This is a genomic window from Arthrobacter sp. LAPM80 (assembly GCF_046736435.1).
GTDB lineage: Bacteria > Actinomycetota > Actinomycetes > Actinomycetales > Micrococcaceae > Specibacter.
In genome coordinates this window covers 1-206 of record NZ_JBCHVD010000092.1, presented here as the reverse complement: position 1 = coordinate 206, position 206 = coordinate 1, and the positions used below count along the sequence as shown (strand labels likewise).

1 protein-coding gene is annotated in these 206 nt (G+C 53.4%); it reads left to right on the top strand.

Annotated elements, in window-relative coordinates:
• The first annotated feature begins 6 nt into the window (after nt 1–6).
• Nucleotides 7–141, top strand: coding sequence for an IS3 family transposase (locus AAGW05_RS18650; protein WP_411806045.1), 135 nt, complete (start codon nt 7–9; stop codon nt 139–141).
• Nucleotides 142–206: the final 65 nt, after the last annotated feature.

The following is a 206-nucleotide window of genomic DNA, read 5'->3' as shown; positions in this document are numbered from 1 at the left end:
CTTGAAATAGCCGTCGCTGAGTACATCGATTGGTACAACTACCGGCGTCTCCACGGCGAAATCGGATACATCCCACCCGTGGAAGCAGAAACCAATTACTACTCAAACCTGCCCGCCATCAAAACGATGGAACGGGTCTAACAAACCCTCCACCAAACCCGGGGCTTGACACGAGTATTCGGGGAGGAATACTTCGAGGAGCGCCT